At 69.4% G+C, this 23,017-nt stretch carries 26 protein-coding genes; 7 read left to right on the top strand and 19 right to left on the bottom strand.

What is annotated here, in order from left to right:
- The first annotated feature begins 5 nt into the window (after positions 1 to 5).
- The 3 genes from EIZ45_RS17840 to EIZ45_RS17830 are packed head-to-tail and all read left to right on the top strand — an operon-like array spanning position 6 to position 3,000.
- A complete protein-coding gene (locus tag EIZ45_RS17840) occupies positions 6 to 929 on the top strand; it encodes a 1,4-dihydroxy-2-naphthoyl-CoA synthase (RefSeq protein WP_037818864.1) in 924 nt (307 codons plus the stop codon).
- A gap of 14 nt (positions 930 to 943) precedes the next feature.
- Positions 944 to 2,083: an o-succinylbenzoate--CoA ligase gene (menE, locus tag EIZ45_RS17835; RefSeq protein ID WP_134663684.1), complete on the top strand. Its 1,140-nt coding sequence runs from the start codon at positions 944 to 946 to the stop codon at positions 2,081 to 2,083.
- A 47-nt stretch (positions 2,084 to 2,130) separates the two neighbouring features.
- Positions 2,131 to 3,000, top strand: coding sequence for a 1,4-dihydroxy-2-naphthoate polyprenyltransferase (locus EIZ45_RS17830; RefSeq protein ID WP_134663683.1), 870 nt, complete (start codon positions 2,131 to 2,133; stop codon positions 2,998 to 3,000).
- 247 nt (positions 3,001 to 3,247) lie between these two features.
- On the opposite strand, the gene EIZ45_RS17825 is transcribed toward EIZ45_RS17830, so the two are convergent.
- Positions 3,248 to 4,687 carry an aldehyde dehydrogenase gene (locus EIZ45_RS17825; protein ID WP_134663682.1) on the bottom strand — a complete coding sequence of 480 codons (1,440 nt, stop codon included), beginning with the start codon at positions 4,685 to 4,687 and terminating at the stop codon, positions 3,248 to 3,250.
- Positions 4,688 to 4,791: 104 nt separating this feature from the next.
- Here EIZ45_RS17825 and EIZ45_RS17820 point away from each other — a divergent pair, with 104 nt between their 5' ends.
- Positions 4,792 to 5,439 carry a TetR family transcriptional regulator gene (locus EIZ45_RS17820; RefSeq protein WP_205669978.1) on the top strand — a complete coding sequence of 216 codons (648 nt, stop codon included), beginning with the start codon at positions 4,792 to 4,794 and terminating at the stop codon, positions 5,437 to 5,439.
- Here the strand turns inward: EIZ45_RS17820 and EIZ45_RS17815 are convergent.
- From EIZ45_RS17815 to EIZ45_RS17805, 3 genes are read right to left on the bottom strand one after another with little or no spacing between them, the layout of a single operon-like run.
- Positions 5,417 to 6,493, bottom strand: coding sequence for a PLP-dependent cysteine synthase family protein (locus EIZ45_RS17815; protein WP_037818859.1), 1,077 nt, complete (start codon positions 6,491 to 6,493; stop codon positions 5,417 to 5,419). The two genes, EIZ45_RS17820 and EIZ45_RS17815, sit on opposite strands and share 23 nt — an antisense overlap.
- Positions 6,490 to 6,780 (bottom strand): DUF4229 domain-containing protein, encoded by a 291-nt coding sequence (locus tag EIZ45_RS17810; RefSeq protein WP_037818858.1) that lies wholly within the window; start codon positions 6,778 to 6,780, stop codon positions 6,490 to 6,492. The genes EIZ45_RS17815 and EIZ45_RS17810 overlap by 4 nt, the downstream gene beginning before the upstream one ends.
- Before the next feature lie 11 nt (positions 6,781 to 6,791).
- Positions 6,792 to 7,265 (bottom strand): Lrp/AsnC family transcriptional regulator, encoded by a 474-nt coding sequence (locus tag EIZ45_RS17805; RefSeq protein WP_009072012.1) that lies wholly within the window; start codon positions 7,263 to 7,265, stop codon positions 6,792 to 6,794.
- A 362-nt stretch (positions 7,266 to 7,627) separates the two neighbouring features.
- Here EIZ45_RS17805 and EIZ45_RS17800 point away from each other — a divergent pair, with 362 nt between their 5' ends.
- Both EIZ45_RS17800 and EIZ45_RS17795 read left to right on the top strand, forming a co-directional pair.
- Positions 7,628 to 7,840: a BldC family transcriptional regulator gene (locus EIZ45_RS17800; RefSeq protein ID WP_009072010.1), complete on the top strand. Its 213-nt coding sequence runs from the start codon at positions 7,628 to 7,630 to the stop codon at positions 7,838 to 7,840.
- A gap of 172 nt (positions 7,841 to 8,012) precedes the next feature.
- Entirely contained in the window at positions 8,013 to 8,195 is a 183-nt protein-coding gene (locus EIZ45_RS17795; protein ID WP_037818857.1) for a hypothetical protein, read from the top strand.
- Positions 8,196 to 8,338: 143 nt separating this feature from the next.
- Here EIZ45_RS17795 and EIZ45_RS17790 read toward each other — a convergent pair whose 3' ends face one another.
- From EIZ45_RS17790 to hemL, 7 genes are all read right to left on the bottom strand, one after another.
- Positions 8,339 to 9,616: a MinD/ParA family protein gene (locus EIZ45_RS17790; RefSeq protein ID WP_134663681.1), complete on the bottom strand. Its 1,278-nt coding sequence runs from the start codon at positions 9,614 to 9,616 to the stop codon at positions 8,339 to 8,341.
- 85 nt (positions 9,617 to 9,701) lie between these two features.
- The gene (ccsB, locus tag EIZ45_RS17785; protein WP_134663680.1) at positions 9,702 to 10,694 is read right to left on the bottom strand and encodes a c-type cytochrome biogenesis protein CcsB; all 993 of its coding nucleotides are present in this window, start codon (positions 10,692 to 10,694) and stop codon (positions 9,702 to 9,704) included.
- Between the two features lie 3 nt (positions 10,695 to 10,697).
- Positions 10,698 to 12,302 carry a cytochrome c biogenesis protein ResB gene (locus EIZ45_RS17780; RefSeq protein WP_134663679.1) on the bottom strand — a complete coding sequence of 535 codons (1,605 nt, stop codon included), beginning with the start codon at positions 12,300 to 12,302 and terminating at the stop codon, positions 10,698 to 10,700.
- Positions 12,299 to 13,072: a cytochrome c biogenesis CcdA family protein gene (locus tag EIZ45_RS17775; RefSeq protein WP_134663678.1), complete on the bottom strand. Its 774-nt coding sequence runs from the start codon at positions 13,070 to 13,072 to the stop codon at positions 12,299 to 12,301. Before EIZ45_RS17775 ends, EIZ45_RS17780 begins: the two co-directional genes overlap by 4 nt.
- A gap of 571 nt (positions 13,073 to 13,643) precedes the next feature.
- Positions 13,644 to 14,225: a TlpA disulfide reductase family protein gene (locus tag EIZ45_RS17770; RefSeq protein ID WP_037818850.1), complete on the bottom strand. Its 582-nt coding sequence runs from the start codon at positions 14,223 to 14,225 to the stop codon at positions 13,644 to 13,646.
- Complete coding sequence (locus EIZ45_RS17765; RefSeq protein WP_009071997.1) at positions 14,222 to 14,848, bottom strand: histidine phosphatase family protein; 627 nt, start codon at positions 14,846 to 14,848, stop codon at positions 14,222 to 14,224. The genes EIZ45_RS17770 and EIZ45_RS17765 overlap by 4 nt, the downstream gene beginning before the upstream one ends.
- A complete protein-coding gene (hemL, locus tag EIZ45_RS17760) occupies positions 14,845 to 16,149 on the bottom strand; it encodes a glutamate-1-semialdehyde 2,1-aminomutase (protein ID WP_037818849.1) in 1,305 nt (434 codons plus the stop codon). The genes EIZ45_RS17765 and hemL overlap by 4 nt, the downstream gene beginning before the upstream one ends.
- Positions 16,150 to 16,279: 130 nt before the next feature.
- Here hemL and EIZ45_RS17755 point away from each other — a divergent pair, with 130 nt between their 5' ends.
- Positions 16,280 to 16,765, top strand: a complete 486-nt coding sequence (locus tag EIZ45_RS17755; protein ID WP_370318148.1) for a TspO/MBR family protein — start codon at positions 16,280 to 16,282, stop codon at positions 16,763 to 16,765.
- On the opposite strand, the gene EIZ45_RS17750 is transcribed toward EIZ45_RS17755, so the two are convergent.
- From EIZ45_RS17750 to hemB, 8 genes are all read right to left on the bottom strand, one after another.
- A complete protein-coding gene (locus EIZ45_RS17750) occupies positions 16,762 to 17,295 on the bottom strand; it encodes a DUF5666 domain-containing protein (protein WP_134663677.1) in 534 nt (177 codons plus the stop codon). The two genes, EIZ45_RS17755 and EIZ45_RS17750, sit on opposite strands and share 4 nt — an antisense overlap.
- Positions 17,296 to 17,302: 7 nt before the next feature.
- Positions 17,303 to 18,505 (bottom strand): ABC transporter permease, encoded by a 1,203-nt coding sequence (locus EIZ45_RS17745; RefSeq protein WP_037818847.1) that lies wholly within the window; start codon positions 18,503 to 18,505, stop codon positions 17,303 to 17,305.
- A complete protein-coding gene (locus EIZ45_RS17740) occupies positions 18,502 to 19,200 on the bottom strand; it encodes an ABC transporter ATP-binding protein (protein WP_037818846.1) in 699 nt (232 codons plus the stop codon). The genes EIZ45_RS17745 and EIZ45_RS17740 overlap by 4 nt, the downstream gene beginning before the upstream one ends.
- Positions 19,197 to 20,444 carry an efflux RND transporter periplasmic adaptor subunit gene (locus tag EIZ45_RS17735; RefSeq protein WP_134663676.1) on the bottom strand — a complete coding sequence of 416 codons (1,248 nt, stop codon included), beginning with the start codon at positions 20,442 to 20,444 and terminating at the stop codon, positions 19,197 to 19,199. The genes EIZ45_RS17740 and EIZ45_RS17735 overlap by 4 nt, the downstream gene beginning before the upstream one ends.
- A gap of 64 nt (positions 20,445 to 20,508) precedes the next feature.
- Positions 20,509 to 20,847 (bottom strand): hypothetical protein, encoded by a 339-nt coding sequence (locus EIZ45_RS17730; protein WP_167756480.1) that lies wholly within the window; start codon positions 20,845 to 20,847, stop codon positions 20,509 to 20,511.
- Positions 20,848 to 20,896: 49 nt separating this feature from the next.
- On the bottom strand, positions 20,897 to 21,367 hold the full coding sequence (locus EIZ45_RS17725) for a hypothetical protein (RefSeq protein WP_134663674.1): 471 nt from the start codon (positions 21,365 to 21,367) through the stop codon (positions 20,897 to 20,899).
- Positions 21,367 to 21,939: a hypothetical protein gene (locus tag EIZ45_RS17720; RefSeq protein ID WP_134663673.1), complete on the bottom strand. Its 573-nt coding sequence runs from the start codon at positions 21,937 to 21,939 to the stop codon at positions 21,367 to 21,369. The genes EIZ45_RS17725 and EIZ45_RS17720 overlap by 1 nt, the downstream gene beginning before the upstream one ends.
- Positions 21,940 to 21,959: 20 nt before the next feature.
- Positions 21,960 to 22,931, bottom strand: coding sequence for a porphobilinogen synthase (hemB, locus tag EIZ45_RS17715; protein ID WP_078870729.1), 972 nt, complete (start codon positions 22,929 to 22,931; stop codon positions 21,960 to 21,962).
- Positions 22,932 to 23,017 lie beyond the last annotated feature (86 nt).

The raw sequence follows: 23,017 nt of genomic DNA, 5'->3' as shown, positions 1-23,017 counted from the left end.
CAAACGTGGATGACGCCCGAGTTTCCGAGCTGTTCGACCCCGCCGCCTGGTCCGAGGTCGAAGGGTTCTCCTTCACCGACATCACCTACCACCGTTCGCGAGATGCCCGCTCCGGCAAACGGGTGGTCCGGATCGCTTTCGACCGTCCGGAGGTCCGCAACGCCTTCCGCCCGCACACCGTCGACGAGCTCTACCGGGCGCTCGACCACGCCCGGATGAGCTCGGACGTCGGCTGCGTCCTGCTCACCGGGAACGGCCCGTCGCCGAAGGACGGCGGCTGGGCGTTCTGTTCCGGCGGTGACCAGCGTATTCGCGGACGCTCCGGGTATCAGTACGCGAGCGGGGAGACCTCGGACACGGTCGACCCGGCGCGGGCGGGGCGGCTGCACATCCTCGAGGTGCAGCGATTGATCCGTTTCATGCCGAAACCCGTGGTCGCCGTGGTGCCCGGCTGGGCGGCGGGCGGCGGGCATTCGCTGCACGTCGTGTGCGATCTCACCCTCGCCTCGGCCGAGCACGCGCGGTTCAAGCAGACCGACGCGGACGTCGGCTCGTTCGACGCGGGCTACGGTTCGGCGGGCCTCGCCCGGCAGGTCGGGCAGAAGTTCGCGCGCGAGATCTTCTTCCTCGGCCGCGACTACACCGCCGAGCAAATGCACCGGATGGGCGCGGTCAACGAGGTCGTGCCGCACGCCGAGCTGGAGCGGGTCGCGCTCGAATGGGGCTGGACGATCATCGGCAAGTCGCCGACCGCGCAGCGGATGCTGAAGTACGCGTTCAACGCGATCGACGACGGGCTCGTCGGACAGCAGCTGTTCGCCGGCGAAACCACCCGGCTGGCGTACATGCAGGACGAGGCCGTCGAGGGCCGCGACGCGTTCCTGGAGAAGCGCGACCCGGACTGGTCCGACTACCCGTACTACTACTGAGAAGGTCGTTCGCCGTGCACGTGGTGTGGCTCGACGGCAGCGCCGACGCGCTGACCGCCCTCGACGCGGCCCTGGCGGCTGCCCTCGACGGCGGTCCGGCGGTGCTGCCGCTGAACTCGGCGGATCCGTCGGCCCCGGCGCTGCTCGAGGCGATGGCCCCGGAGCAGCCGGTCGAGCCGGACACCGCCGTGGTGATCGCCACGTCCGGGTCCACCGGGGCGCCGAAGGGAGTGCTGCTGTCGCCGCGTGCGCTCACCGCGTCCGCGACGGCAACGCACGCCCGGCTCGGCGGCCCCGGACACTGGCTGCTCGCCACGCCCGCGCACTACATCGGCGGCCTGCAAGTCCTGATCCGAGCGCGGCTGGCAGGCACGAAACCGGCGTTCTTGACCGGCACCGGCTTCCGCCCGGACGAGTTCGCCGCCGCGGCCGCGCCGGTGCTCGCGGAGAACGGCTCGCGCTACACCGCGCTCGTGCCGACCCAGCTAGTCCGCCTGCTCGACGACGGCGGCGCTGGCCTGGCCGCCGCGAAGGCCTTCGACGGCATCATCCTGGGCGCCGCCGCCACCTCGCCTGCGCTGCGAGCGCAAGCGGCTGAGGAAGGCGTGCGGATCGTCCCGTCGTACGGCATGAGCGAGACCGCGAGCGGCTGCGTCTACGACGGCGTTCCGCTCGACGGGGTGCGCGTGGAGCCCGACGCCGACGAGCGACTGTGGATCTCCGGTCCTGTGCTGTCGCACGGCTACCGTCTCGCTCCGGAACTGACCGCGGAGTCGTTCCGGGACGGCTCTTTCCGCACTTCCGACCGCGGCCGCTGGTTGCCCGACGGTCGGATCGAGGTGCTCGGACGCGCGGACGACGTCATCAACACCGGCGGGGTCAAGGTGTCCGCCGCCTCGATCGAACGGCTGCTCGGCGCGCAGCCCGGGGTGCGGGACGCCTGTGTCGTCGGCATTCCGGATCCGCAGTGGGGCGAGGCGGTCGTGGCGATGGTGGCGGGTTCGACGGACGAGGCCGCGCTGCGAGCCGCGGTCCGGGCTGAGCTGGGTGCGGCCGCGACGCCGAAACGCATCGAGTTCGTCAGCGAGTTGCCGTTGCGCGGACCGGGAAAGATCGACCGGCAGGCAGTGGTCGCCGCCCTCCGGACGCGCTGAGCGGGTTCACCGAACGGGTGAAGATCGCATGGCGTTGAATGGACCCCATGGCGACAGTCAGTGAGTGGATCGAAGGCGCCCGGCCGAGGACGCTGCCGAACGCGATCGCACCGGTCGTGGCGGGCGTCGGAGCGGCGATCGCGCTCGACGCGTTCTCCTGGTGGCGTTCGCTGCTCGCTCTGCTGGTCGCGTTGTCGCTGATCATCGGCGTGAACTTCGCCAACGACTACTCCGACGGCATCCGCGGCACCGACGAAAACCGCGTCGGTCCGCTGCGTCTGGTCGGCTCCGGCGCGGCGAACCCGAAGGCCGTCCTGCGTGCCGCGCTGACCTCCCTGGGCTTGGCCGGAGTGCTGGGCCTGGCGCTCGTCGCGCTGAGCGGATACTGGTGGCTGCTCGCGATGGGCGCGCTGTGCATCCTCGGCGCGTGGTTCTACACCGGCGGCAAAAAGCCTTACGGCTACTACGGTTTGGGCGAGATCGCGGTCTTCGTGTTCTTCGGACTGGCGGGCGTCCTCGGCACGGTTTACGTCCAGGCCGGCCGGGTCAGCTGGGACGCACTGGGCTGCGCGGTAGCGGTCGGCTCGTTCTCGATGGCGGTGCTGGTCGCGAACAACCTGCGCGACATCCCGACCGACCTCGAGTCCGGCAAGCACACCCTCGCGACCCGCATGGGCGACGGCGGCACGCGAAAGCTCTACCTGACCCTGGTGACGGTCCCGTACGCGCTCACCGTGCTGATGGGAATCTGGCACCCGCTGCTGTTCATCACCTTCGTGACCGCGCCGCTGCTGCTGAAGCCCATCAAGTCCGTCGGAGGCGGCGGCAAGGGCCGGGAGCTGATCCCGGCCCTGCGCGACACCGGCATGGCGATGCTGGCGTGGGCGGTGCTGAGCGCGGTCGCCCTGGCGCTCTAGCGGCAGACCGCGATCGCCTGCTATTTCGCAAACACCGCCCGGGCTCTGCTTCGCTTTGCGCCCACCGAACCGAGCGTTCCCGCGCCCGGGCAATGCAGGCGTGGGCGGTACTGAGCGCGGTCGCCCTGGCGCAATCGCCTGCCACTCCACAAACACCGCCCGCGTCAACCGCGCCCACGGCCCACCCGCTCCGCCTTGAACCCACCGAACCGAGCCGGGCGGTACTGAACGCGGTCGCCCTCGCGCTCTAACGCCCCGCCGCGATCGCCTGCCACTCCACGAACTCCGCCAACCCGTGCGAGCCGTACTCACGGCCCACCCCGCTCGCCTTGAACCCGCCGAACGGCGCGTTCCCATGCCGCGGCGCGCCGTTGACGTGGAACGTGCCCGTGCGCACCGCCCGCGCGAGTTCGACGCCGTGTTCCGCGTCGGCGGTCCACACGCCGCCGCTCAGGCCGTAGTCGGAGTCGTTCGCGAGCCGGATCGCCTCCTCCTCGGTGTCGAACGGGATCACCACGAGCACCGGACCAAAGATCTCCTCGCGCGCGATCCGCATGTCGTTCGTAACATCGGCGAACACCGTCGGACGCACGTAAAACCCGTCCGCCAGCTCAGGATTCGCGAGCGGCTCGGCACCGCCCGCCGCGATCCGTGCGCCCTCCTCGACGCCTAGCCGCAGGTACGACAGCACCCGCTCGTACTGGTCACGGCGCACGATCGGCCCGACGAACGTGTCCGGCTTCGCGGGATCGCCGACCACGAGCCCGTCGGCCATTTCCGCGAGTGCGGCCACGACCTCGGTGTACCGCTCGCGCGCCGCGAAGATCCGCGTGTGCGCCACGCACATCTCGCCGTTGTTCGCGAACGTCGCGGTCCGGATCCCCTCGGCGACGGTCTTCGGGTCCGCGTCCGCGAGCACGATCGCCGCGGACTTTCCGCCGAGTTCCAGCCCGACGCGCTTGAACTGCTCTCCCGCCAGCGACGCGATCCGCCGCCCGGCCGCCGTCGAGCCGGTGAACGAGATCTTGTCGACACCGGGGTGCGTCACCAGGTACTCGCTCACGTCGCGGTCAGCCGCGAACACGCTCACCACGCCCTCGGGGAACCCGGCCTCCGCGAAGATCTCCGCCAGCAGCATCGCGTCGAGCGGGGTTTCCGGCGCGGCCTTCAGCAGCACCGGATTGCCCGCCAGCAGAGCCGGAATCAGCTTCACCAGCGCGGCCGAATGCGGCGAGTTCCACGGGATCACCGCGGCCACCACCCCGACCGGTGCAGCACGCACGATCGTCCGGTTGCCCGCCTCGTCGGTCAGCGTCTCCTCCCAGTCGAACTCGCGCGCGGTCTTGAGCCACGCCGCCGTGCGCTCCGGGAGGTTGTGCTGCGTCCAGCCGGTGAACCAGCTCGGCGAGCCGTTCTCCGCGGTGATCAGCTCGGCGATTTCGTCGGCCCGGGCGGCGTGCAGTTCGTTGAACCGCTCGACCAGGCGCAGCCGCTCGGCCAGCGGGGTTCTCCCCCACGGTTCGAGCGCCCGCCGGGCCGCCGCCACCGCGCGGTCGACGTCCGCCTTCGAGGCCTTTGGCGCGGTGCCGACCAGCGCCCGGTCGTGCGGCGAACGGATTTCGAAGGTGTCGGTCGTCGCGGGCTCGGTCCAGCGGCCGCCGAGGAAGAGCTGGTCGTAAGTACGCATCGGGATCTCCTGCCAGAGTTAACGGAACACTGCTCTCTTGTTCTCGAAGTTAACAGGACGCTGTTCTTTTATCAAGAGAGCAGTGTCCTGTTACACTCCGAGGCGTGACCGACTTCCAGCGCGCCCGCAGTCCCGAGCAGGTGGAAGCCCGCCGCGAGGCGATCCTCGACGTGGCCGAACAGCTGATGACGGAGTCGTCCGTCAGCGAGGTCAGCATGCGCGAACTGGCCCGCCGGGTAGGCCTGTCGGCGTCGAACGTCGCGCGCTACTTCCCCACGCGGGAGGCCGTCTACCTGGAGGTGCTCGACCGCGCTCGCGGCGCGTGGCTCGACTCGCTCACCCTCGACGGCGATCTGTCGGAGGTCGCCGCGACCCTCGCCCGCTCACTCGCGACGCGACCGGTCCTGTGCGAACTGATCAGCGTGCTGGCGAACGTGCTGGAGCGCAATGTCTCCACGGAAATCGCGCGGGACTACAAGCTGCGCTCGGCGAAGCACAACGCCCGCACCGCCGACCTGCTGCACGCCGCGCTGCCAGGCCTTTCCGCGGAGACCGCACAAGAACTGTCGTCCGCGATCTTCATGTTCACCGCGGGAATGTGGCCGCTGGCGCACCCGAACGAAGCCGTCCAAGAAGCCATCAAGGACCCGCGCCTGGCCGGCTCCCGCCTCGACTTCGAGGACCGGTTGCGCCGCCTGATCGTCGTGCTGACGCTGGGCTACCAGGAAGCTAGGCGTCGAATCGGCCAGTGAGCAGGAACTCGTCGAACCGCGCCCGATACGGCGCGAGGTCGATCCCCTGCTCGCCGAGCCATTCGTCCGAGTAGTACGTGTTCGCGTACCGCTCCCCGCCGTCGCACAGCAGCGTCACCACCGAACCCGCCTGGCCGTCCGCCAGCATCCGCGAGATCAGCTGGAACGCGCCATACAGGTTGGTCCCGGTCGAGCCGCCCGCCCAGTGCCCGGTGCGGTCCCGCAGCAACCGGATCGCCGCCAGCGAACCCGCGTCGGGCACCTGGAACATCTCGTCGATCACGCCGGGCACGAACGACGGTTCGCAACGCGGCCGTCCGATGCCTTCGATCCGCGACGGCATCCCGGTCGCGTAGTCCGGCGCACCGGTTTCCCACGCGCCGTAGAACGACGAGTTTTCCGGGTCCACCACGCAGATCTTCGTGGTGTGCCGCTTGTACCGGACGTACCGGCCGAACGTCGCGCTCGTGCCGCCGGTGCCCGCGCCGACGACGATCCACGACGGCACCGGATGGCGTTCGGCACGCATCTGCGCGAACACCGATTCGGCGATGTTGTTGTTGCCGCGCCAGTCCGTCGCGCGCTCGGCGTAGGTGAACTGGTCGAGGTAATGCCCGTTGCACTCGGCGGCCAGCCGCTCGGCCTCCGGGTACATCGCCGGCGCCGAGTCGACGTAATGGCACTCGCCGCCGTAGAACTCGATGAGCGCGATCTTTTCCTTGCTCGTCCGCCGCGGCACGACGGTCACGAACCGCAGGCCGAGCATGCGCGCGAAGTACGCCTCGGACACCGCGGTCGAGCCGCTGGACGCCTCGACCAGCACGGTGTCCGGGCCGATGTGCCCGTTGACCAGGCCGTACAGGATCAGCGAGCGCGCGAGGCGGTGCTTGAGCGAGCCGGTCGGATGCACCGACTCGTCCTTCAGGTAAAGGTCGATGCCCCATTCCGGGGGCAGCGGGAAAACGTGCAGGTGAGTGTCGGCGCTGCGGTTGGCGTCGGCCTCGATGATCCGGACCGCTTCGCGGACCCAGGCGCGGCTGTGCGGTTTGCTCATGCCGCGGAATCGTCGGCCGAGGTCTCGCCGCGCAGCTGCGAACGCAGCTGGGCACGAGCACGCGCACGGGATTCGTTGCGCTTGGCCAGCCCGGCCGTCACGCGCTGGTTCAGCCCGCGCAGGAGCAGCAGTCCGAGCGGAAGGCCGACGACGAGCCCGATCAGCAAAGAGACCAGCAGCGGCACGCCGACCAGCGAAAGCACGACCGCGACCACCGCGACGAGCGCGAACCGCGCGATCAAGTACACCGTCAGGTCACGGGGAAGGTGGTCCGGTGTCTCGCTCACACCGAAACAGGCTACGCCCCGCTCGCCGGGTCCTCGTCCAGGCCCGCGTTGTTGGGGCGGCCCTCGAACCGGGTGGAGAGCACCACTGTCGTGTTGGTGCGGCCGACGCCGGGGATGCGGCGCAGCCTGCCGAGAGTGAGCTCCAGCTCGTCGACCGTCGAAACCCGCACCTTTACTACGAAGGCCTCGTCGCCCGCGACCGCGTAACAGCTCTCGACCTCGGGCAGTTCGCCGAGCGAAGCGGCGACGTCCTCGTCGGTGGCGGTGTCGGTGGGATGGATGCCGACCAGCGCGGTGACGCCGAGTCCGACCGTGTTCGGGTCGACCATCGCGTGGTACCCGGTGATCACGCCCGCCGCCTCGAGCTTCCCGACGCGTTCGTGCACCGACGACGCGGAGAGCCCCACCGTCCGGCCGAGGTCGGCGTAGGTAGCCCGGCCGTTGGCCCGCAGCTCGGCGATGATCTTCCGGTCCAGCTGATCCACCGGCTCATTATGCGGCGCGCCCGCGCGGGAGGCGCATCCCGGTAGGCCCCGGATTGTCTCCTGCGTCACAGCAACCTCGACGCCGGACGCCGCCCAGCCGCGGCCTTTGCTCAGTCTTTACCCGAATCTCGGCGCAGCTGGTCAGAAAATGCCTGGTCAGCGAGGCGCGAACGGGCGCTGAGCGATCCTGAGAATCTGCTGAGTTATGTCCCTTTTGCACTTTAAGGGCTCTTTACCCAAGGACAACCGTTCGAGTACCCGACGGGTGAAGTGCCACGATTGCCGCGTTGGCCACCCGGGCGCGACGGGCGAAATCGCCCGATGCCCCCGGTATAGCAAGTTGGGCGTTAAGGAGGCGGAAAATGACCGCAACCATGGGCGGACGGTTGCTCACCCCGGGTGAGGTGGCCGCTCTGTTCCGGGTGGACCCGAAGACCGTGACCCGCTGGGCCACCGCGGGCCGCATCGGCTCGATCCGGACGCCGGGCGGACACCGCAGGTTCCGCGAGTCCGAGGTGAACGACCTTCTGGCCGAGCTCACCACGGACGCGAGCGAGCCGACCCGCAAGATCTGATCCGCGGGTCTCGAACACGCCGAAGGGTCGTGACTGGCAAGGGGTGCCTCCCGCATCGCTTGCCGGTCACGACCCTTCGCCGCGTTCCGGGGCGGGTCCGCGCGCACCGTCCCCCCGGTCCGGCCCGATTGCGGCTAATCTGGGGGGCCAGCACGACGGAAGGACCCCGGGCATGATCCCTTTGCTCGCAGCGGTGGGCGCGATCACCATCGCCGTTCTGTTGTGGCGGGCACTCGGCGCGCAGCGGATCAGCGTCCCGCAGCGCCGCCCGGCCGTCGCTCCCGACGACGATCCCGAATTCCTGCGCAAGCTCTCCGAACAGCAGCGCAAACGCCCGGACGAAACCGACTCCTGAGCGTGTTTGATTGCCCCGGCTCCGCCGGGGCGCCGAGATCGCTGGGAAGCCGGTTTCGTCCCTCCCGATTTCAGTCCAGAAACCGGCGCGATCTCGGGTTGTGGTTGCGGAGCCCGCACGGTCAATCAAGCGCAGCCGCTTGGTTAAGCCCTGCCGTTAAAACCGTCCGCCACGGTCGCCGCCAGTTCCAGCAGCGCCAGCCGGGTGTCCCCGCCGAGACGCTCCAGTTCGATTTCCGCGCCCTCTTCCAGGTGCGCGTCGAACGGGATCCGGCACACCGAACGCACCTTCGCGCCGAAGTGCGCGGCCAGCTTGTCCAGGTCGACCGAACTGCCCTTCGGGCGCACCGAGTTGATCACCACGACCGAGCGTTTCACCAGGTCGCCGTAACCGTGCGCCTCGAGCCAGTCCAGCGTCGCCGAGGCGCTGCGGGCCCCGTCGACCGAACCTGAGGACACCACCACCAGCGAGTCCGCGACGTCGAGGACGCCCTTCATCGCCGAGTGCATCAAACCGGTGCCGCAGTCGGTGAGGACGATGTTGTAGAAGTGCTCGAGCAGGTTCACCGTGCGCCGGTAGTCGTTCTCGGAGAACGCCTCCGACACCGCCGGATCCTGTTCGCTGGCCAGGATTTCCAGCCGGCTCGACCCCTGCGACGTGTACGACCGGACGTCGCTGTAGCGCGTGATCTTGTCCGCGTCGCGCAGCAGGTGCCGCACGGTCGCGGTGGTTTCGATGGCGATCTTCTGCGACAGCGTCCCGCGGTCCGGGTTCGCGTCCACCGCCACCACGCGGTCGCCGCGCAGGGACGCGAACGTCGCGCCGAGCGTGGTCGTGGTCGTGGTCTTGCCGACGCCGCCCTTGAGGCTCAGCATCGCGATCTTGTAGCACCCGCGCAGCGGCTGGTTGACCCGGGCGATCAGCTCGCGCCGGCGCGTGTCCGCCGGGCTTTCCCCCGGGTTGAGCAGCTTGCCGCTGCCCAGGTACACCGCCTTGCGCCAGCCGGACTGCGGCGTGCGCTTCTGCTGTTTGACCAGGTGCGCGGTGGCCAGCTCGTCCGCGCTGGACGCCGGTTGCGGCAGCCCCTGCGCCGGAGCGCCCGGCACGGGAGCCACGCCCGGCGGAGCGACGGGCTGCTGCTGGTACCCCGGCGGGGCGGCGTGCTGCGGCTGGTGCTGCTGCGCGGGAGGCTGCAGCGGCGGCAGGTTCTGGTCGTAGTGCGGCTGGTAGCCGCCCGGCTGCGGCAGCGGCTGGTACGCGCCCTGCGGCGGCGGGTCGACGACCTGCGTCGGCTGCGCGTCGTACGGCCCGGTGCCGGGGTGCGGCGTCGAGTCGGTGCGTTCCTCGGAGAACATGGCAGCCGGTTCCTGGGCCTGCTCGGACTGCTGCTCGCCGGCAGTCTCTTCACTGGGTCCGGTCACCGTTGCCAACCTCCCGGGTACGTCGAAGGGCCCCTGGCGACGACGGTAGTCGCCCGAGGCCCGGTCCGGGCGGTGGACCCCCGGCTCAGCTCACTCCGGCGTAGGAATGCAGTCCGGCGGTAACCAGGTTGACGAAGAACAGGTTGAAGATCGTCACCGAGAACCCGACGATGTTGATCACCGCCGCGCGCGTCCCGCGCCAGCCCGCGGTGGCGCGGGAGTGCAGGTATGCCGCGTAAACGACCCACGCGATGAACGCGACGGTCTCCTTCGGGTCCCAGCCCCAGAACCGGCCCCACGCGGCCTCGGCCCACACCGCGCCGCACAGCACGCCGAAAGTGAAGATCGGGAACGCCACGATCGTGGCCCGGTAGGCGATCCGGTCGAGCACGTCGGCGGACGGCAGCTTCGGGCCGAAACCGGCGAACTTGGCCGGGTTGCGGTCGTGCGCGGTGCGGAAGAGGTACAGCACGCTCGCCACGCCCGGCACCAGGAACACGCCGGAGCCGATGATCGCGGCGGACACGTGGATGTAAAGCCAGTACGACTGCAGCGCGGGCACGACCGGCGCGGCGACCGTGTACAGCATCGTGCCGTTGATGAACATCAGGATCACGACGGGCAGCAGCAGGAACCCGGTGAGGTGGCGGACCGGGAACTTCTTGATCACCACGAGCCACGCGACGACGGTGATGAAGGTGACCGCCATGCCGTACTCGTACATGTTGCCCCACGGCGCGCGGTGCACCGCGAGTCCGCGCAGCACGATCGCCGACAGCTGCAGCAGCGCGCCCAGCACCAGCAGCGCCGCGCCCATCCGGCCGATCCGCTCCGCGCGGCCAACCGCACGCGGGGCCTCGGGCTCGGCCGGGACGTCGCCGTTTTCGATCGCGGCGTCGTCGGTGTCGGGTCCGCCCGCGCCGACCAGCACGCGCTTGCGGCTGCGCTCGGCGGCGAGACGGCCCTTCGCGCCGAACGCCTGCTCGAAGAGCGTCAACAGCAGCGCCAGCACGTAAATCGCCACTGTCGTCGTGTACAGCAGGTCGCTGTACTGCGAGAGAGTCTCGTTGATTTCCATGCCTCAGCTGCCCTTCCGGCCCGTGACCAGCCGTTCGCTGATCCGCTGGAATTCCTCGCCGTATCCGGCTTGATCCGTGCGCGCGAGCCCCGCGACCTCGATCACGGTACTCGCGCTCTCGTCCTTGCCCGGCCGCACCCGCACCCACACGCGACGCCGCTTGACCAGCAGCGACGCCCCGAGTCCGGCGAACATCACGATCGCGAAGCCGAGCACGTAGCCCTGCGTCGGATCGTGCGAGATCTGCAAGTTGACCCACTTGTTGACGCCGTCGAAGCGCACCTTCGTGCCGTCGTCGAGCGTCAGTTCCTGGCCGACCGCGAGGTTCTTGCGGGCGACCCGCTTGAGCCTGCCGTCCTGGACGCGGGACTGGTCGACCGAGAACACCGACTGGCCGCGGCCCGCGTCGAGACCGAGGTCGCCGCGCAGCACGTCGACCGCGACCATCGGGTTGTTCAGCTGCGGCGCGGTCGAGGTGAGGACGCCGCCGTGGATGAACGAGGACGGCGCGAAGAGGCCGGTGATCGCGAGCTGCTTGGTGCGCCGCTGGACCTCGTCGGTGACGCCGGGCTGGTCGAACTTCGTCGCGCCCTCGGACAGCATCGTCCCGGGGTTGGTGAACATCCACTGGGTGTTCTGGGTGCGCTTCTCGCCGTTCGGGAAGGTCACCGTGAACTGCGGCGAATAACCGTTGCCCAGCAGGTAAACCCGGTCGCCGACGGTGCGCAGCGGCTCGTTGACCTCGAGGTCGTACGGCTTCCACGTGCCGGTCTGCAGGTCCTGGCCGGACTGGTACTCGATGTGCGAGTGGTAGTAGTCGGCCTGGTTGGTGGCGGTGTAGCGAGCGGTGAAGTCGTTGACCTTCACGCAGAACGGGTCGAGGTCGGTGCCGTCGACGCGCAGGCCCGCTTCGAACGAGTCGTAGTTGTAGATGCCCGAGTTGCAGAACTGGCCGCCGTTGGCCTGCACGATGACCTGGCCCTCGTAGCTGTAGAGCTTGCCGAGTGCGAAGAAAATGATCAGGCCGAGCATGCCGAAGTGGAAAAGCAGGTTGCCGGTCTCGCGCAGGTAGCCGCGTTCGGCCGAGACGCTGAACCCGCCGCCGTCCTCCTCGCGCTCGACGCGCCGCCAGCCGGACAGCTGCTTGCGCACGTCCTCGCGGATCGTCTCCGGCGTGCGCGCGGTGCGGGCGATCCGGTGGTGCGGCATGCGCGCGAGATTGCGCGGCGTCAGCACCGGCTTGGCGCGCATCTGCTTGAGATACTCGAAGCTGCGCGGCGTGAGACAGCCGATCAGCGAGATCATCAGCAGGATGTAAATCGCGGAGAACCAGACGCTGGAGTAGACGTCGTAGAACTCCAGCTTGTCGAGGAGCGATCCCCACCAGCCGTGCGCGCTGATGTACTCGTCGACCTTCGGCGCGTTCAGCCGCCGCTGCGGCAGCAACGCGCCGGGCAGCGCGGCGAGCGCCAACAGGAACAGCAGCACCAGCGCGGTGCGCATGGACGTCAAGCCGCGCCAGGTGTTGCGCAGGAAAGCCAGGAACTGCTTGGCCGCGGACGGCCGGTACGGCTGAGGGTTCTTCGGGGGCGCTTCGGTAGTGGTCACAGCGGCAGCTCGAGATCGGAGGCGACGGAGTTGCGGAGCCAGCCCATGACGTCCCCCCACAGCCCGGTGACCAGCAGGATGCCGACCACCATCAGCAGCACCCCGCCGAAAATCTGCACGCGGCGGCCGTTGCGGCGAAGCCAGTCGGTGGCGCGCACGGCCCAGCGGGCGCCGAGCGCGATCAGCAGGAACGGGACGCCGAGGCCGAGGCAGTAAACGAGCACCAGCACGTACCCGCGGACCGCGGCCCCGCCGGTGGCGCTGGCGAGACTGGTGACGGCCGAGAGCGTCGGCCCGATGCAGGGCGTCCAGCCGAGCCCGAACACCGCGCCGAGCACCGGCGCGCCCCACAGCCCGCCGCCGGGCACGCGGTGCGAGCGGACCTCGCGCTGCAGCCCCGGGATCCAGCCGATGAAGACCAGGCTCATGAGGATGGTCAGGATGCCGCCGATGCGCTGCAGCAGATCCTCGTTGACCAGCAAGGTGTTCGCGAGCCAGACCAGCGTGCCCATGGTCGCGACGAACACCACGGTGAACCCGAGCACGAACAGCCCCGCCGCGCCCAGCACGGCGTAGCGGCCTTTCTTGCGCTCCTCGCCGTCGCGCACCGCCGGGGCGTCTGCGCCGACGAGAGCCGCGAGGTAGGCGAGATACCCGGGCACGAGCGGCACCACGCACGGCGACGCGAACGAGATGGCCCCGGCCACCAGCGCGACACCCGCGGCGAGCAGCAGCGGCCCGGAGAGCGCCAGCTCGGACACGGAGTTCACGCACTTGAGAGTAGGCAGTGAGCTGGACGTGAGGCGGGCGGGGCCCGCTCACAGGACGTACGCCACAGCGCGGGTGGGACCTTGGTCCTGTGCTCGTGCGCGGCTGAGCCAGTTAGAACCGGCATAGGCACTCACGAGGTGCCCAGACCGCCGAAGAACGCGCGACGCCGGGTTGGCAACGGCCTCCTGCACGGCTCGGGTCGGAGGCCCCCAATGCCACATTGGGTGCGCCCAACGCACCGAACGCCACATTGGGTGCGTCGCATGCACCCAATGTGGCATTGGGGACTTCTCTGCGACGCAGCCCGCGCCGCGGCAGAACCGAGAGGTCGTGAGGGTTCCCCTCACGGAATCTGATTCCGTCAGGGTTCCCCTCACGGACCTCCCCGGCGCGGAGCGAGCACCCGGCGGGGCGGGCCCCAGGCCGAGCGGAGCGCCCTCTCGCACGCGGAGCGTGCGGCGGAGCGAGCGCCCGGCGGAGCGGGCGCCGGGCCGAGTGCAATGCGTCGGGCGGAGCGGAGCGACCCCGGCCGAGCAGAGCGCGGGGTTCGGCGAGCGCTACTTCCCCCCGCTACTTCTCCGCACTGAGCCGCTGCACCACGGGAACCAGGTCCGAGGCCAGCACCTGCCGCAGGAACACCGCGGCCACCCGGTGCTGTTTGTCCAGCACCAGCGTCGACGGGATGATGTTGCGCGGATACCCGGCCAGCTGCAGCAGCACGCGGCCGGACGGGTCCCAGATCGACGGGTACGTCAGGCCGCGGTCGCGGACGAAGTCCTGGGCGACGTCGCGGGCCGGGTCGCGGACGTCGAGGCCGATGACCTGGGCGCCGAGCGGGGCGATCTGCTTGCTCGCGGTCTCCAGCTCGGGCGCTTCGGCGCGGCACGGGCCGCACCACTGGCCCCACAGGTTGATCACCAGCGCCTTGCCCGGGAAGTCCTCGATCGAGAGCTGTTTGCCCTCGTGCATGAGGTCGTCGCCGGCCAGCGTCGGGGCCTTCTGCCGTTCGTTCTCCGGGTAGCTGATGTCGACCTTGCCGCCGGGCGAGACGAAGGTGAAGGTGCCGCCCGAGACGACCGCGTCCTTGCCGGTCGAGCAGCCCGTCACGACCAGCGCGGCGGCCATCAGCATCCCGAGCAGCCGCCGTTTCATGCGCCGGTCACCTTGGGGTCGGTGGTGCCCGCGGGTTCGCTGTAGACGATCTCCAGCAGCTCTTCGCCGTCGAAGACCAGGCTGGTGAGCGACGCGAGCGAGCACTGCCGCTGCCGTGGGTCGTGCCACAGTCGCTTCGCTTCCAAGAAGCGGCGAAGCGTCCAGATCGGCAGCTGGTGCGACACGCACAGCGCTTCGCGCCCTTCGGCCTTTACGCGCGCACGGTGCACCGCGCCGAGCATGCGGTGTGCGATCTCGACGTACGGCTCGCCCCATGACGGCTTGAACGGGTTCACCAGGTGCGGCCACGCTTTCGGCTGCCGCAGCGCGCCGTCGCCCACGGCTACGCGCTGGCCCTCGAAGACGTTCGCCGCTTCGATGAGACCTTCGTCAGTGGCGATGTCGAGACGGTGCGCGCCCGCGATGGGTGCTGCGGTCTCCTGCGCGCGCTGAAGCGGCGAAGCGACGACGTACGCGAGGTCGTGCCCGGCCACCGCTTCGGCGACGGTGAGCGCCTGACGCTGCCCGCGCTCCGACAGCCGGAAGTTCGGCAGCCGCCCGTAGAGAATCTTCTCCGGGTTGTGAACTTCACCGTGCCGCAGCATGTGGACGACGGTGGTCATGGGCGAACCGCCTCAGCCGCCGCGCGCGCCGCCGCGGGCAACGCGGCTTCGATCACAGCGAACGCTTCGTCGTCCATCGCGGCGTTCACGAACCACGCCTCGTACGCGCTCGGCGGCGGGTACACACCCGCTTCGAGCAGCGCGTGGAAGAACGCCGGGAAGCGCCACGTCTCGGTGGCCTGCGCGTCCGCGTAGTTGCGTACGGGCTTGTCGGTGAAGAAGACGCTCACCAGGTTGCCCGCGAACTGCACTGTGTGCGTGACGCCCGCTTCACTGAGCGCCTTGTCGAAAAGCCCGCCGAGACGCTTCGCGTTAGCGTCGAGCTTCGCGTACACAGCGTCGTCGGCTTCGCGCAGCGCGGTGAGACCGGCAGCGACCGCTACCGGGTTCCCGGACAGCGTGCCCGCCTGATAGACGGGACCGCCGGGTGCGAGCTTCGCCATGATGTCCGCGCGACCGCCGAACGCCGCGGCGGGCAGCCCGCCCGACATCACCTTGCCGAACGTGTACAGGTCGCCGGCCACGCCTTCGAGGCCGAACCAGCCGGCGCGCGAGACGCGGAAACCGGTCATCACTTCGTCCATGATCAGCAGCGCGCCGTTTTCGTGCGCGATGTCCCGCAACGCGGCGTTGAAGCCAGCGTCCGGCGGCACCGCGCCCATGTTGCCCGCGGCCGCTTCGGTGATCACCGCGGCGATCTGGCCTTCGTTCTCGGCGAAGGACTTCCGCAGCGCGTCAAGATCGTTGTACGGCAAGACAATCGTGTCCGCGGCCTGCGCGCCGGTGACGCCCGGCGAGGTCGGCAGGCCGAGCGTCGCGACGCCGGAACCGGCTTCGGCGAGCAGCGCGTCGACGTGCCCGTGGTAGCACCCGGCGAACTTGACGATCTTGGCGCGGCCGGTGAAACCGCGAGCCAGCCGGATGGCGCTCATCGTGGCTTCGGTGCCGGAGTTGACCAGCCGGACCTGCTCGACCGGGCCGACCCGGCCGATGATCTCCTCGGCGAGTTCGACCTCGCCGATCGTCGGCGTGCCGAAGGACAGCCCGTGCTCCGCGGCCGCGCGGGCGGCGGCCACCACCTTCGGGTGCGCGTGCCCGAGGATCATCGGGCCCCACGAGGAGACGAGGTCGACGTAGCGGTTGCCGTCGGCGTCCCACAGATACGGGCCCTCGCCGCGGACCATGAACCGCGGCGTGCCGCCGACCGAGTTGAAGGCGCGCACCGGCGAGTTCACCCCGCCCGGAACGGCCGCCTTGGCGCGTGCGAACCATGCTTTGGACTGCTCGGTGCCAGTGCTCACCGTCCCAGTCTTGCAAATCCTCCATCCGGGTGTCGGCGGCGCCCAAGCTGCCACCCGATTGCCACCCGGCACACCAGCGCAACCCCTCTTAGGATGGGCGCGCATGGACGGGGCGAGCCATGGAGGAGACGTGACGGCGCCCACACACCGCCGGAACCCGTGGCTGATGCTCGCGGTGTTCTTCGGGCTGGTCGGCGTCATCGCACTGGTCGGCGCGCTGGCGGCGACGACCGCGCCGGACGCCTACAACCGGTACGTGCTGCCGGAGTGGGCCCCGCCCTCGTCGCTGTTCAGTCCGGTGTGGACGGTCCTGTACATCGTGCTCGCCGTCGCGGGCTGGACTTATTGGCGCACCGACGGGGAGAACCAGGGCTTCGCCGCGTACGGCATCGGCCTGCTGTTCAACCTGATGTGGATCTCGCTGTTCTTCGCGGGCGGCTCCACGCAGGTCGCGTGCGTGGACATCGTGCTGCTCGATTTCACCGTGATCGTGACGATCGCGTTGTTCTACCGCCGCTCCCGCGTCGCCGCGCTGCTGCTCGTGCCGTATCTGGCGTGGCTGCTCTACACGACGGCGCTGAACGTCGCGATCATCGCGCTCAACGACGTCCCCTAACGGGCCGGCTGCGCCACGATCGCCTGTGCGGTCACCGAACCGTCCGTTCCGGTGCGCCCCTGGACGGTCACCGTCTGTCCCGGTTTGAGATCGCTGAGCTTGCCCGGCTGAGTCACCCCGACCGTCGTACTGTCCGAAGTGGACACTGTGACTTCGCTGCCCTGCACGGTCTTCACCGTGACCGTGCTGCCGTCGACCTTCTCCACGGTGCCGACCGTCCCGCGACCGCCTCCCGCGCGTCCGCCGAATCCGCCGCCCTGCTGTTGTCCGTCCGCCGGAGCGGTACGGGCGCTGGAAGAGCCGCTCGACGAGCCGAACGCCGCGTGCGTCCAAGCGCCGCCGGCGAACGCCAACGCCAGCACGAGCAACCCCGCGAGCACGAGCGTCGGCTTGCCGAACGGCCGGGCGACCTGCTTCAACTCGGCGGTGAGATCGCCCTGGACGGCGGGCTCGGCGATGAGGTCTTCCGGACGCGACGCGGCGGGTTCCTCCGGCGGGGTCGGGATGGGCTGGGTGGTCGACGCGGACATGACGCTCCTACTCGTGCCGGAGGGCATCGATCGGCCGCAGCCGCGAAGCCCGGTTCGCCGGGAAACTGCCGAAGAAAAGCCCGATCAGTGCGGACACCGCGAACGCGAGCGCGATCGACGACGGCACCACGACCGGCTGGATGCCCGCGATGCTGAACCGGCTGCCGACCACCCCGATCAGCACGCCGAGCAACCCGCCGAAGAGGCTCAGCATGGTCGCCTCGGCGAGGAACTGGCCGAGGATCGCCGAGCGCGGCGCGCCGATCGCCTTGCGGATGCCGATCTCGCGGATCCGTTCGGTGACCGTGACGAGCATGATGTTCGTGACGCCGATCCCGCCGACCAGCAGCGAGATCGCCGCGACCGCGCCGAGCAGCACGGTGAACGTCTGGATCGCCGACGTCCGGGTCTGCAGCAGCTGCGCGGAGTTCTGGATCTGGAAGTCCGGATTGGCCGAGGCCTGGATGCCGTGCCGGGCGTCGAGGATCGCGGTGACCTCGGCCTGCGCCAGCCCGATCGCGTCGGCGTTGGTCGCCTGCACGGCGATCTGGTTCAGCCCGCCGTACCCGGCGAGCGAGTTCTGCACCGCGCTGATCGGGGCGATCGCGACGTCGTCGGCGTTCTGCAGCCCGGTGCTGCCCTTCGTTTGCAGCACGCCGATCACGGTGAACTGGATGCTGTTGATCAGCACGTTCTTCCCGACCGGCTCGGCGGTGCCGAAGATCGACTGCGCGGTCGTCGGCCCGAGCACGACGACCTTGCGCGCCTGTGTCACGTCCTCGGCGCTGAACAGCTGACCGTCGGCGATCTGCCGGTTCGTGGTGGTGAAGTAGCTGGGTTCGGTGCCGACGACGCTCGACACGTCGTAGGAGGTCTGCCCGTACGTCGCGGTCGCGCTGGTGTTCACCACCGGAGCCGCCGCCTTGACGTCCGGCGCACCCACCGGGTCGACCAGCGCGTGCGCGTCCTGCACGGTGAGCGGCCGGACCTGGCTGGACTGCCCGCCGCCCCGAAGCGGCGACACGTTGACCACGTCGGTGCCGAGTCCCTGGATGCTCGCGGTGATCGCCGCCGACGCGCCGTTTCCCACTGCCACCAACAAGATCACCGACGCGACCCCGATGGTGATGCCGAGCGTGGTGAGCACCGAACGCAGTTTGTTCGACGCGAGACCGCGCACCGCGAACCGCATGATCTCCACGAAGTTCACGCGACCACCCCGGTGCGGACCTCGTCCGACACGATCCGTCCGTCGCTGACCCGGACGACGCGATGCGCGTGCCGCGCGACCTCGTCCTCGTGCGTGATCACCACGACCGTGCGGCCGAGCGCGTTGAGCCGGTCGAAGACGCCGAGGACGTCGACAGTGCTTGCGTGGTCGAGGTTTCCGGTCGGTTCGTCGGCGAGCAGCAATGCCGGTCCGCCGACCAGCGCCCGTGCCACCGCGACGCGCTGCTGCTGTCCGCCGGACAGTTCGTTCGGCAGATGCTTGGCCCGGTCGGTCAGCCCGACCATCTCCAGCGCGGCGAGCGCGCGGCGGCGGCGCTCCCCTCGTTTGAGTCCGCTGTAGACCATCGGCAATTCCACATTGGACAACGCACTGGTGCGCGGCACGAGGTTGAAGGACTGGAAGATGAAGCCGATCTTTCGGTTGCGCAGCAAGGCAAGCTGGCGTTCGTTGAGATCGGCGACGGAGAACCCGTCCAGCAGGTAGCGGCCGGAAGTGGGGGTGTCGAGACAGCCGAGCATGTTCAGCAGCGTCGACTTCCCGGATCCGGACGCGCCCATGATCGCCACGTACTCGCCCGGCCACACCTGCAGATCGACCCCGCGCAACGCGTGCACCGCGGTTTCCCCGCTGCCGTAAGTCTTGCGCAGTCCGGAGACCGCGATCACCGGCTTCATCCCCGGCCTCCGCCGCCGACGCCGCCCTGGCGTCCACCGCCGAATCCGCCCTGCTGACCGCCGCCGAACCCGCCGAGACCGCCCGTCCGCTGCTGGCCGTTGGAGCCGCTCGACGTCGTCGGCGACGCGGCGGTGAGCACCACGCTGTCGCCTTCGCTGAGCCCGGACTTGATCTCCACAGTGGACTCTCCGCGCACGCCGACCTCGACCTGCCGCGAAACCGGCTGCCCGTTCTGTTCCACGGTGACCACGTTCGTCGTCCCGCTGGTCCGCACCGCCGCGGCCGGGACGCTCAGCACGCCGTCGGCTTCCGCGACCGTGATCACGACGCTCGCCGACTGTCCGGGTCGCAGCCCCGACGGCGGGTTCGCCAACGTCAGCTTCGCGCCGTAACTGACGACGTTGCTGCTCGTGGTCGGGGTGAGGTCAATGCTGGAAACGGTCGCCTGCAACGGTTGATCCGGCGTCGCGTTCAAAGTCACGGTGGCTTTCTGCCCGGTTTTCACCTTGCTCACGTCAATTTCCGCCACCGAAGTATTGACGACAAGACTGCCCATGTCGGTGATGTCGATAAAGCCAGTGCTGCTGCTGGACGAGGATTGCTGCCCGGACTGCCCGCCAGAGCCGGAACCGGAACTGGAACTCGACGACGCCCCCGCCGAATTGCTGCTGGAATTGGACCCGCTGCCCGTTTGCTGCCCGACCGTCCCGTTGATCGCGGTCACCGTCCCCGCACCAGGCGCGGTCAAGGTCGTGGCGGCGAGCGCTGATTCCGCGTTGTCGACGTCCAGCTGCGCTTGATCCACTTTGGCCTGCAGCGACGTGGTGCTGCTCTGCGCCTGCGTCGCGGTCTGGTTCGCGGGCGGGTTGTCCTCCGCCGCCGTGAGGTTGTCCTCGGCGACCGCGAGATTGGCCTTGGCGACCTGAAGTTGTTTGCTCGCCTGGGAAGAGTCGATGGTGGCGAGCTTCTGCCCGGCGCTCACGACGTCGCCGACCTTCACGTCGATGCTCGTGACCTTGCCGGACGTCGTGAAGTTCGCGGCACCGGTGTACGTGCTCGCGATCGTGCCCGCCGCCGAAACGGTCTGCGAGACGTTCGCGCGCCGGACCGGCGTGGTCCGGGTTTGTGCCTGCGCGGTCGAACTGGCCGGCGAAAAGGCTTGGTAAATCCCGAAAGCCGCGCCGCCGAGCAGCACGACAAGGACTCCGTTGACCACCCAGGTTCGTGTGCGCAGCCGCGTCATGGCCGCAAGATTGCGGGGCCCGCTTAGCAGTGAGCTGTTGGTTCCCTGTGGGACAGCTGTGTAATCAGCCCTTCTTCTTTTTGTGCCGCGCCCGCACCGCGAGCAGCAATTGGCGGACCGCGTCCACCACCAATACCGCGGACAGCGTGCCGAGCCCGAGCGCCCCGGCGATATGTCCGCCGAAGTACCGTTCCGAGGCCAATCGCGTGCCGTCGCCCGCCGTGGTGACGACCGTGACGACCCCGGCGTGCCACAGCGCGAACGCCGCCCACAGCGCCAATCCGGCCACCACGACCTCGCCGAGCGCGACGAACGCGCGCCACGGCTGGTTGAGCTTCGCCTGCGGCTGGGTTTCCTCCGGCGGCCAAAGCCCGGCTCCGGTCGGCTGGGGTAGGTCGATCACGGGATCCAGCCTTTCAGGTTCGCCGTCGTCGCGCGTCCCTCGTGCGGGTTCAGTTCCGGGAGTCATCGGCCTGCTCCTCGGGTTGGTTCTTCGCGGCCAGCTCCGCGAGCGCGGTTTTCAGCGCTTCGACGTCGCGGGCCCAGGCGAGCACCACCGTGCCGTCGTCCAGCTCGACCGGCAACTCGTCGTACTTGCGCGGCGCCGACCAACCCCCGCCGAGCACGCGAGTCCCGACCGGCGCGCCGACGTCGGTCACCGAGGCGATCCGCTCGGCGGCCACCGTCTCGCGGCCTTGCCGCAGCCCCTCGGTGGTGACCTCGAGCGAAAGGAACCGGCGCCGCGCGTAAACCCAGGGCAGGGTCAGCGCGACCAGCGCGACGCCGATCAGCACCCAGCCGACCACGTGCGTCGGCCCGCCAGTGGCCAATTCGGCGAGCGCGCCCAGCAGGGCGAACAGCGGGCCCCAGATCAGCGCCGACCAGCCGACACCGGGCTCGGAATACAGCGTCCTGGCCGCCATTACAGCTTCTTGCCGACCTTCGGGAAGTAGTCCGCGACCTTCGGCAGGTACAGCAGGATCAGCATGACGACCAGCGCCAGCGAAGAGACGAGCGCGAAGATGCTGCGGATCACCCCGAGTTCGAACACGATGCCGAGCACCGCCAGCAGCGTCGCGATGCTGCGTGCCGAACGCGTGCCCTCGCGGGCCTTCCAGGCGAACAACACGAGCAGCGCGCCGAAGCACAGCGAGCCGATCAACATGGCCCAGACGAGCGTGTTGGCGTTGGCCTGCACCTGAGCGACGTCGACCTTCTGGCCGCTCTGCTGAACCTGCTCGATCGCGTGCTCGACCAGCTGCTGCTTGAGAAAGACCGTGACGACCTGCCCGGCCACCACGATCAGCGCACCCACGATGGCGAGCACGAACGCGGCGTGCACCGGCGTCGGCGGCGTTGCCTTCGGCGCGGTCTCCCCCGGCAGCACCGGATCCGGCGCGCGCCCGCGTTTGCGGCGCTCGTCGTCGGTGAGCCCGGAAAGATCGTCCGAGGTCACGCTGGCTGGCTTCGGGGTGTTCTCGTCCTTCTCGGCCACCCGAAAGACCCTACCCGGGCTCAGTCCAGCCAGGCCGCGGCCTCGGCCGCCCAGTAGGTGAGGATCAGGTCCGCACCCGCGCGGCGGATGGAGGTGAGCACCTCGAGCACCGTGCGCTCGCGCTCGATCCAGCCGTTCGCCGCGGCCGCCTCGACCATCGCGTACTCGCCGGAGATGTTGTACGCCGCGACGGGAACCGGCGAAATGTCGGCGGCCGCCTTGATGATGTCCAAATAGGACAGTGCAGGCTTGACCATGACCATGTCCGCGCCCTCGGCCAGGTCGAGTTCGAGCTCGCGCATCGCCTCGCGTGCGTTGCCGAGGTCCTGCTGGTAGGTCTTGCGGTCGCCCTTGAGCTGGGAGTCGACGGCCTCGCGGAAGGGACCGTAGAACGCGCTGGCGTACTTGATCGAATAGGCGAGAATGGCGGTCTCGCTGTGCCCGACCTCGTCGAGCGCCCGGCGGATCACGCCGACCTGCCCGTCCATCATCCCGCTCGGCCCGAGCACGTGCGCGCCCGCTTCCGCCTGCGCGACCCCCATTTCGGCGTACAGCCGGAGCGTGGCGTCGTTGTCGACCACGCCGTCCGCGTCGAGAACGCCGCAGTGCCCGTGGTCGGTGAACTCGTCCAGGCAGGTGTCGGCCATCAGCACGGTGGAGTCGCCGAGTTCGCTGCGCAGATCCCGCAACGCGACGTTGAGGATGCCGTTCTCGTCGACCGCGCCGGACCCCTGCGCGTCCCGCTTCTCCGGAACGCCGAAGAGCATGATCCCGCCGACGCCGGCGTTGACCGCCTCGACCGCAGCCTTGCGAAGAGTGTCGCGAGTGTGCTGAACGACGCCCGGCATGCTGGCAATCGGCCGCGGTGCGTCAAGACCCTCGGCCACGAACATCGGCAGGATCAACTGCCGTGGCCGCAACGTGGTCTCACTGACCATCCTGCGCATTGCCGGAGTAGTACGAAGCCTGCGGGGTCGCTGCTCAGGGAACACACGTCCAAGGTACTCCCGCACTCATCCCGAAAGCCGTGAAGGGCTCCTTGAGGGAATCTGATTCCCTCAAGGAGCCCTTCACGGAC

This window comes from Amycolatopsis sp. CFH S0740, assembly GCF_004522315.1.
GTDB lineage: Bacteria > Actinomycetota > Actinomycetes > Mycobacteriales > Pseudonocardiaceae > Amycolatopsis > Amycolatopsis nivea.
The sequence above is the reverse complement of the archived record's forward strand: the minus strand, read 5'-3'. Positions and strand labels throughout refer to the sequence as shown.